Below are 8,124 nucleotides of genomic sequence, written 5' to 3' on the forward strand. Positions count from 1 at the left end.
GTGGACAAATCCCGCTACAACAATCGATCGGACCAGTGGCGCAAACGCAGCGGCGCGAAGCACTCCCGTGCCCTGCGTTGGGCGAGCGTGCCGCGCCGGCTGATCTTTCTAACCGTCGCAGCGGCCGGCGCGCTGGCTGCGCAGACTTTCCTGGAGCACAGCGACCGCCTGCCCGACATAAGCGTTTCGAATTTGCTCGGCCCCAAGCCGGAGCCGATCACCGGCGTCGCATCCGTCATCGACGGCGACACGATCGAAATTCACGGCCAGCGGATCCGCTTCAATGGGATCGACGCGCCGGAGAGCCGGCAATATTGCGACGACGCCAAGGGCTTCGAATACCCGTGCGGCCGGCGATCGGCCGAAGCGCTGGACCGCTTCCTGGCGGCATCGCGGCCGGTGCAATGCACGTTCGTGGAATGGGATCGCTATCACCGCTTCGTCGGCGACTGCCGGCGCGCCGACGGCGCCAGCGTGGCGGCGTGGATGGTCGAGCATGGCCAGGCACTCGATTGGCCGCGCTACAGCAACGGCGCCTACGCGCCGCAGCAGGCCAAAGCGGAGGCCGCGAAAGTCGGGCTGTGGGTCGGCAAGTTCGAAGCGCCGTGGGACTGGCGCGCGTCGCACGTCGACGGCACGGCCCCGGCGAGCCAGCCGCTCGGCATCATTAGCCGCAAGCTTGTCGCGCAGAGCGGCGGCCTGTCATGCGAGCCGCGGCGGACGTGCAAGCAAATCAGCTCGTGCGACGAAGCCCAATGGTATCTGCAGAATTGTTCATGGGGCGGGAAGCTCGATCGGGACGGCGACGGCGTGGCGTGCGAGACGCTTTGCTAGAGTAAAACGGGCTCGCTGTTAAATCGCCGTATTCAGCTCCGCGTTCAGCTTCTTCCGCGCATCGGTGAGATCGCCAGCTGCTGTCCAGAAATCCTTCATCGACATAAGATCGACGGTATTGTTGACCGCATCCGTCATTGTCAGGATCTTCTGCTTATAAGCTTCCGCGTCCCGCTTTGTGTCGGGCGGAATTATTGGTTCAGCTGCGCGAAGTAGGGAGAATTGGTCGTTGAGGTTCTCGATCAGCTTGCTGCGTGTAAGATCGCGTCGTCGGAAGAATTGACGTAAGTCGTTGGTTTCGTTGGCGCACCCGACAGGACTCGAACCTGTGGCCTTCGCCTTCGGAGGGCGACGCTCTATCCAGCTGAGCTACGGGTGCTTTTGCTTAAGTAGTGCTTACGCGGGATTTCCGCGAGATTGAAGGGCTGGATACCCTTCGCGTAAGTCCTTGAACTCCTATCGTCTTTATCCTTTCAATCGTGACCCGGCAGACTTGACACATGCCTTCGGAGGGCAGCCGTCAACTCCTCAAAACTAGAAAACTTCGACTAAGCGGCGTGCCTCCGAAAGCAAAAGAGTGCCCCTTCAATAGTGGGTGTCGCGATGTAGCGGTCTTCCGCTACCATCTCGAACCCACAAAAGCGTGCGCAATGAGCGGTAACGAGTGCTGGCGTAGCCAGACTTTAGACATAGCGCGCTATGGAATGCCTCTCTGTCCGCGCTTGCCGATTTTCTGGAAGCCGCGCCGTCGCGGCGAGCCGCCGGGGCGAGGGGCAAGCCACGGCGGCGGAAGGGGCCGCAGTCTGCACGTAGCGAAGCGGGGGGGAGACCGCTGGTGGGGTTTGCGGGGACTGGGGCCGCGCGCCTCCCTCCCCTTCTGACTAGCAAATCGCGGCGTACAACAGCCGGCGCAGCGCGGAATGCGCGGGCAACCGTCATCGGCGCGCCTCACGGTGGCGAAGCTATCTGTGGCGCTACTCGTACGCTTTGCCGATCCGGGGCGATATGTATTCGCTGTCAGGGACTGGGAGACGACTATCTGTTTCGACGGTGGCAACCCAGGCTTTGAACCCGTCCATGCCACGACAATGGATCGTTGCTTGTCCGATGTAAGGGGCACCATATTCGCATTGGCCGCTTGCTGGGATGGGTGCGGAACCCCCGAAAGCCATTTCGTCAATCTCAAAGACCGTTCGATACCCCTGCCAAAGCCGGGCGGTGCTTTCCTTCCCACGAAACAGCAGCATGCCTTTCCCGGTCGAGAACTGAACCGTCACGATGCCATCGGGCGCTCTGGTACGCGTCACCTCGCCAGTGCAATCTGACAGCAGATTCTCGCGGACAACTTGCAGCTGTTTACAGATGCCTTTGACCGTCCAAGCGCCATTCTGTCCGGCAGGGAGCGGCATCCATGACGTCGCGGCGGCACTGCCTGTGGCAGAGGCTCGAGGTTTGACTAGATAGGGCTGCGCTTCGGGGCCAAGGTCACCCAAACGCCTCATCAGAGGTTCTGCCTCCCACAACCAATGCTTGTCGTCGGCTTTGGAATAGAGAGCGAGGACGCGGGGACCGAATCCGACGAACGTGTCACGCGGCAGGTTGGCGAGAAGTTGGGCAAGTATTCGGCCGCTGTCACGCGCCTGATATCGATCTCTGCCGCCAGCCGCTGCCGCACGCTCAAGCCCACCCATGATAGCGTCGGCGCGCGAAGCCAAAGCCTCTCGATGGGCCATCACCACATCGACTTGCCAATCGCGGATCTTGGCAACAGGGTTGTCGATCATGGCATCGACATTCTCGAGTTGGTGCGTCAGCGTCTCGGTCTCGACTGCCGCAATTCTCGCCATAGCAGCCGCCGGATCGACGCCTTTGCGATCTTCAACCGTAACAGGTTTCAGCCCTAGGGCCTGGGCAAGCGCCCTCAAGTCTCGATAGTATCGCGTATGACCCGAAATGACCGGCGTGGACTCATTGCGCCAGAACCCAACCTTACAATCCCAACGTTGGTAGCCGAAATTCAATGCGCAGCCCATGATTGGCATGGGCATCCAAGTTAGAGGCGCCGCGACACCGCCGAGAACCTGGTATCGACTGCCATCTGGCATAGAGACGGTCATCGTAACACGGATTATAGGCAATCCCCTTTCGGAAATCTTCTCCTCTCGCCGTGACACGCGCACTACGGGAAGATCAGGCCGCTCCGGCACCGAAACGGCACAAAAGCGGCCCTCCTTCTTCATCCCGTAGACCGTGTCTCCGTCGTAAAATCCGGATGTACTTACAGGCGTGGCGCGCGACGTGAGTGCTGGCACCTTGGCGCAGGTGGCGGCATCCATCATTCGATGGGATTGATATCCTTCAGGAAAATTGGCGTTGGCGGAGTATGCCACGGGCAAGTCATAGTTTTGCGTGAGCCACGCCCCAGATTGCCCATCATCGGTGAAGGCCAATGACTGGCGGTTGGCATCGAATGGGATGGCAAGGCGCGCGTTAGCTGCATCATACGCTGTCGAAAGCGAACGCAGCACGATATGTTCGTGCACGACCGAAGCAATGTAGTAACCGTAGAATATCAGCAGCAAGAGAATCCACCATTGCGATACGCGACCGGTCGCGACTTCGGCTCCGACGCCGATCATTCCCGCATTGATCAGGAATGCAGACCAGAACATCGCACCTGCGAACATCAGGAAGATGCCCGTGAACGGAATGACTTGAAGGACAAAAACGGCCCCAGTCACGACAAAGAAGAGGAGAGATAATGGTAGTGACGCGCGCATGTGGTACATTTACCAGTGTCGCCTAAATAATTCTTACATCTTGGCGAACGAACGTGTCACAGGACCCCAAAAAAGGGTGTTCAAGGCGCAAGCACCGAAATGCCCGCCAGAGGAATATCGCGAAAAGTGGGACCTGCCGCGCGACTATCCGATGGCCGCGCCGAGATATGCGGCGCAGCGGTCGGAATTGGCGAAAGCGTTTAGCCTGGACGGAGGGCGGCAGAGACGACCTTTGAGTGCTCGGTCAATGCATTTCCCACAGGTTGCTACGGGGACAGGAGTGATCTCCCCTGCTAGGTCCGGTGAGTTTTGAGAGTTTGCACCTCAGCTGCGCTCGCAGCACACGCAATGGCTAGCGTGACTGTCGTTTTCACCAGCGTGTTAGGCGGGCGATGATAGATCATTCGCTGGCGATCACTGGATCGGAGGCCGGCATTCGATCGGAACGGAAATGGACTGGGCCTTTGCAGCCAGATCCTCCGGAGCCAGTTCTTGGTGCACGGGGTCCGAGGAGAATTGGACTCCGCTTGCCTGGAGGAAGCTCTCAACAATCGAAGCCTTGACGGCAAAATTCACGTTCTGAGCGATGTCATCCGTGATCGAAGCAAGCTTCAGCGCATCGATCTTCGATACCACTATCCCAACAACGTTGCCGTTTCGGTCTACAAGCGGCCCTCCGCTATTGCCGGGCTGAACCGGAGCCGAGATCTGGAAATATCGGGAGTCATCGCCCAATCCAGCCATGGCCGTAATCGTGCCCCTGGTAAAGTTGCCGGAGCTTGCCAAGATGCCCCTGAGTGGAAAGCCGAACACGGCTATGTCTTCACCCAATCTGGCGCCTCCCCTCAATTGTGCGACTGCCGCGCCGGCGCTGGCCACCTTCACTACAGCCAAGTCATTGATTGAGTCCCTCGCCATGACCTTCCCAGGCGATCGTATCCCACCGATGGAAGTATCGACGTCGTCACATCCTTTGACAACATGGGCGTTGGTCAGCAGTTGGTCGCCTGAAACAAAGAAACCCGTCCCCGAAGTTCCGGTCGCCGCCGTTTCGCCGCCCTGTGGCGGACTAGGCGTGCTTGGGGCAATACCTGGAGCTGGCGCGGGGGTGTTTTCTACATGGGCATGCGTGTACGCGGCTTCCTGGAGATGTTGCGATAGACCTTCAGGAAACGGAAGCATTCGCTGTTTGTCCAACGGGCACTTGGTGATCGGCTCATCGAGCTCGCACTTGCTCACTCCGAAGTCCGTGTCACGCTGGTATGCCTGGAGCATTTTGTTCCATGCGTCGGCTCCTTCGTCTATCCTAACCTTGTCGGCCACCCAGGCAGCCAGAAAGCCGTTCTTGTTCCAGAGCGACGAATCCAGCTTCGCCATGAACTCCAGACCCCTGGTGTCTTGAATCAATCGCGGCCGCGACCCGGTTTCCATCGAAACGTCCCGAAGGCTACTGCCAATCAGCTTCTTGATTAGTATTGGCTGAAACGATTCCACATACGGCGCGAAGAGGTACAGGAATCCATTGTCGCCGTGAACGATTTCGGCGACCCCGTCGCCATCGACATCTTCAAAGCCAGGGCCTGCGGCGTCGAGCATTTCCAAATCGACGACCGCCCAATGGCCAGTCAAATCCGGCGTGATGGCCATCGTTTGCACGCAGCAATGAGCTCCCCCGGTGCTTGCATCGAAGACCACATCGGGGAACTCATTGTCCTTGTTCAAATGGACGAGTTGGAGCGTAGACGGATAGTCCGCGGCCGTCTCGAACGTATGGCTCAGGTCAAAGACTTGCCTACCATCGATCTGGCCGATCAGGTGCGCTGTCCATCCATCGTGATCCATCCTACGCTGGGCTACCACCGTCAAATGGCCCGACGTCACCACGGCCGGCCGTTCACTTGTCAACGTGGTTTGGGCAAGAACCGCGTCGCGCGGCGCCCAAACTATTTCGGTGATGAATTTTCCATCCGCAAGGAACGCGTCCCCGGGGAGTTGCGGCCACGCCTGACCCTTTCTGATCTCCTGGATCGTGCCCCTCCGCGGTTCAAGAACGACGGCGAACCATCCATTCCTTGTTCGTACCGCCCGCGCATCACGACCGAAGTATCGCGCTATGCCGATTGCGTTGTTAATCTCTTCGGTGCTTGCGACCGCCACCCAATGCTCCCCCTTGGGTGCCTTGAAATCCTGGGCGGTGGCAATCGAAATTGTCGCCATCCAGGTCGCGATCAAAACCGGAAGACACCATAGGCGGGTGTTCATTTTACGCAGCCCCTTAACACCTGCTCTTAAACCACCGGATATTAGATCGTCGATCCTACAAAAACTCAACGTGAGCTTTAGGGCTTGCGGCAGCGGTTGATGGTTTTAGCCCGCCCGCTTCTCGACTGATTGGGTAGCCAAAGGAGAAACGGGGAGTTGGCTCGGCTGCCTGTAACGCTCGATCGCTGACATAGCCTCATAGTAGTTACGGTCAGTACCGGTCAGCAAAATTGTTATGGAAACATTGCCTCCGGTAAGATTACTAGCCAAGCGAGCAGCCAACCCTTTGCCGGGGAAGTTATTGGGATGGCGTAGATGTAAAACGATTCGCTTCAGCCCGTTTCGCGACCAGGTCGTTACGTCTGCGATCTCCGACCACGGTACCGTTTTATCGGACCAAGGCGCATAGCGAATACCCGCTTCGTCGATGCGCAATTGCTCCGCCGTCCCGAATAATTTTGAGATCCACTTTATCACCGCAAGTGGGCCCATTATCAAACCCATCCAGCCGGCACTAAGTATTACCAGATGAGGGTATTGGATAGTAGGTGTTGGCGCATTGCCAAAGGCGCCTACCATCCACAGCCCTGCGACAACAAAAGCTGATGAACCAACCGCAAGAAGTGCGCACCGCCAACGTGACGTACAGGCGACGAAACTATCTGAGGGATCAGCCAATATCACAACCTTAGTTCGACAATTTGAGTGATCGAGGCCACCACCAAATCAGACAGCCGAACGCCGCAATCAGGGTCGCTATCAGGATCTCGATCCATTCGATCTGGGCATCTCGACGCTTGACTCGCTCTGCTATTGCCGGGAAACGTTCAACGGCGAGACTTTCGGCAGTTTGTTTCTCCTCCGCCGTAAGTTCTCGTGAGATCCGGTAAGCGACAAGCTGCTCGTATCTATGGAATTCTGCGCATTCGTCACACATGCCCCAATAGGGGCTGTATATCGACCAAGCGCCATGCTCGACCCGCCAGAACACAATCCCCGCCTCAATTGCGTCTCGAGGTGTGCCCGATCCGTCCAGATAGCTCTCGACCAAGGCCAATGCGGCCTCGTCATCCATATCCTTCGTCGTGACGCTCTTTAGGAGAGAAAAGGCGCGATCTTGGTCGCGAGGGAGGCCCTTTCCCAATTTGAGCGCAGAACTGAGGTAGTATGCGCAGTATTCTGGTACGTCGCCGAGTTCCGCCGATGACGCTGTCACGCATTGTTCGGCGGCGTGGGCGGCGCTTTTGAAATCGCCACGACGGTCAGCTTGAATGATTTCTTGCTGTAGCGGTAGTATGTTCCGCCAATCGAACGCGTCGGCATTAGCAGGCGCAAGACGCGTCAAAAGCGCCGAGACAAAGGCCACGGTCGGTTTTGACCCGCGCGGCATTAGGGCTTCCTATTCGCCTGCAATGCTGCCGCAAAACGCCGATCGCGTGCTCTGCGACAGACACGAAAAACGCCGAGGATAGCGCCACCCAGACCGCCGCCGATCCCAGCCGGGATCATATGATCCTGCGGGATACGTCCAAGCATGTACCCCGTGAGATTGCCGAACAGAACGGGCACCATAAACTGGCCAAGCGACCCACCGATCAGCGCCAGCATATCTTTCAGGAGTGGATTTCGAAGCATGAGACCAGCCTCGGCACCGAGCGGGAGGGACCAGTATTAGGAGAAGCTGCCGGATCGACATAAGCGGCTTATGCTGTGCTGGCCAAGTCACATCGGCGTTAACGCTGACCTCAGATAGGCGGGGTAACTTCCGTATGACTGGGTTACGCGCCCCATTCGTTGGGCGTCCCGCCGGCCTCTTCGCAACACCCCGATCTACTGAGGACTGCAGCGAACAGCGAACACCTGGATGCACAGCTTCGGTCGACCTTGGCACTTGAGCATATGCCTTTGCCTCGAGTGAGGACCAAGAGCGGGAGCTCGGCGCGTTCAACTATGGACTGGCACGGATCGCAACTTCGTAGGAACGCTCGACCAGATGTCGCTTGGAATGGAACCATGAGGGGCGAAGCCCCGGGGGCTGGGAGGGTGCGTTACGGCAATTATCAGAACGGAACGACTGGCTCCTCCTGATCATCGATGACGACGATCGCATGCCCTGAACGCAAAAAAACCGTCCCGGGTTAGACCGGGACGGTAATTGATTTATGATAAAATTGGTTGCGGGGACAGGATTTGAACCTGTGACCTTCAGGTTATGAGCCTGACGAGCTACCGGGCTGCTCCACCCCGC

Annotated in this window: 5 protein-coding genes, 1 tRNA gene and 1 pseudogene; 2 read left to right on the forward strand and 5 right to left on the reverse strand. The window is 58.1% G+C overall.

Going from position 1 to position 8,124, the window contains the following annotated elements:
* Positions 1 to 834, forward strand: a complete 834-nt coding sequence (locus FJ988_RS30365) for an excalibur calcium-binding domain-containing protein (protein WP_181183759.1) — start codon at positions 1 to 3, stop codon at positions 832 to 834.
* Between the two features lie 302 nt (positions 835 to 1,136).
* On the opposite strand, the gene FJ988_RS30370 is transcribed toward FJ988_RS30365, so the two are convergent.
* Together FJ988_RS30370 and FJ988_RS30375 are read right to left on the reverse strand one after the other, a co-directional pair.
* A tRNA-Arg gene (locus tag FJ988_RS30370) sits at positions 1,137 to 1,213 on the reverse strand.
* Between the two features lie 595 nt (positions 1,214 to 1,808).
* Positions 1,809 to 3,623, reverse strand: a complete 1,815-nt coding sequence (locus FJ988_RS30375; protein WP_140823006.1) for a hypothetical protein — start codon at positions 3,621 to 3,623, stop codon at positions 1,809 to 1,811.
* Between the two features lie 97 nt (positions 3,624 to 3,720).
* Here FJ988_RS30375 and FJ988_RS30380 point away from each other — a divergent pair.
* Positions 3,721 to 3,927 (forward strand): annotated as a pseudogene (locus FJ988_RS30380) (MucR family transcriptional regulator); the annotation flags it as partial.
* A gap of 101 nt (positions 3,928 to 4,028) precedes the next feature.
* On the opposite strand, the gene FJ988_RS30385 reads toward FJ988_RS30380, so the two are convergent.
* The 3 genes from FJ988_RS30385 to FJ988_RS30395 all read right to left on the reverse strand — a co-directional run bounded on the left by FJ988_RS30385 (position 4,029) and on the right by FJ988_RS30395 (position 7,266).
* Positions 4,029 to 5,876 carry a serine protease gene (locus FJ988_RS30385; RefSeq protein ID WP_140823010.1) on the reverse strand — a complete coding sequence of 616 codons (1,848 nt, stop codon included), beginning with the start codon at positions 5,874 to 5,876 and terminating at the stop codon, positions 4,029 to 4,031.
* A gap of 105 nt (positions 5,877 to 5,981) precedes the next feature.
* The gene (locus FJ988_RS30390; RefSeq protein ID WP_140823012.1) at positions 5,982 to 6,554 is read right to left on the reverse strand and encodes an STM3941 family protein; all 573 of its coding nucleotides are present in this window, start codon (positions 6,552 to 6,554) and stop codon (positions 5,982 to 5,984) included.
* Between the two features lie 10 nt (positions 6,555 to 6,564).
* A complete protein-coding gene (locus tag FJ988_RS30395) occupies positions 6,565 to 7,266 on the reverse strand; it encodes a hypothetical protein (RefSeq protein ID WP_140823014.1) in 702 nt (233 codons plus the stop codon).
* Positions 7,267 to 8,124 lie beyond the last annotated feature (858 nt).

The organism is Mesorhizobium sp. CU3 (assembly GCF_006442965.1).
Lineage (GTDB): Bacteria > Pseudomonadota > Alphaproteobacteria > Rhizobiales > Rhizobiaceae > Mesorhizobium.

Coding starts and splice junctions, on each gene's coding strand:
- FJ988_RS30375 (WP_140823006.1), bottom strand. CDS start 3,623: ATGTACCACATGCGCGCGTCACTACCATTATCTCTCCTCTTCTTTGTC.
- FJ988_RS30385 (WP_140823010.1), bottom strand. CDS start 5,876: ATGAACACCCGCCTATGGTGTCTTCCGGTTTTGATCGCGACCTGGATG.
- FJ988_RS30395 (WP_140823014.1), bottom strand. CDS start 7,266: ATGCCGCGCGGGTCAAAACCGACCGTGGCCTTTGTCTCGGCGCTTTTG.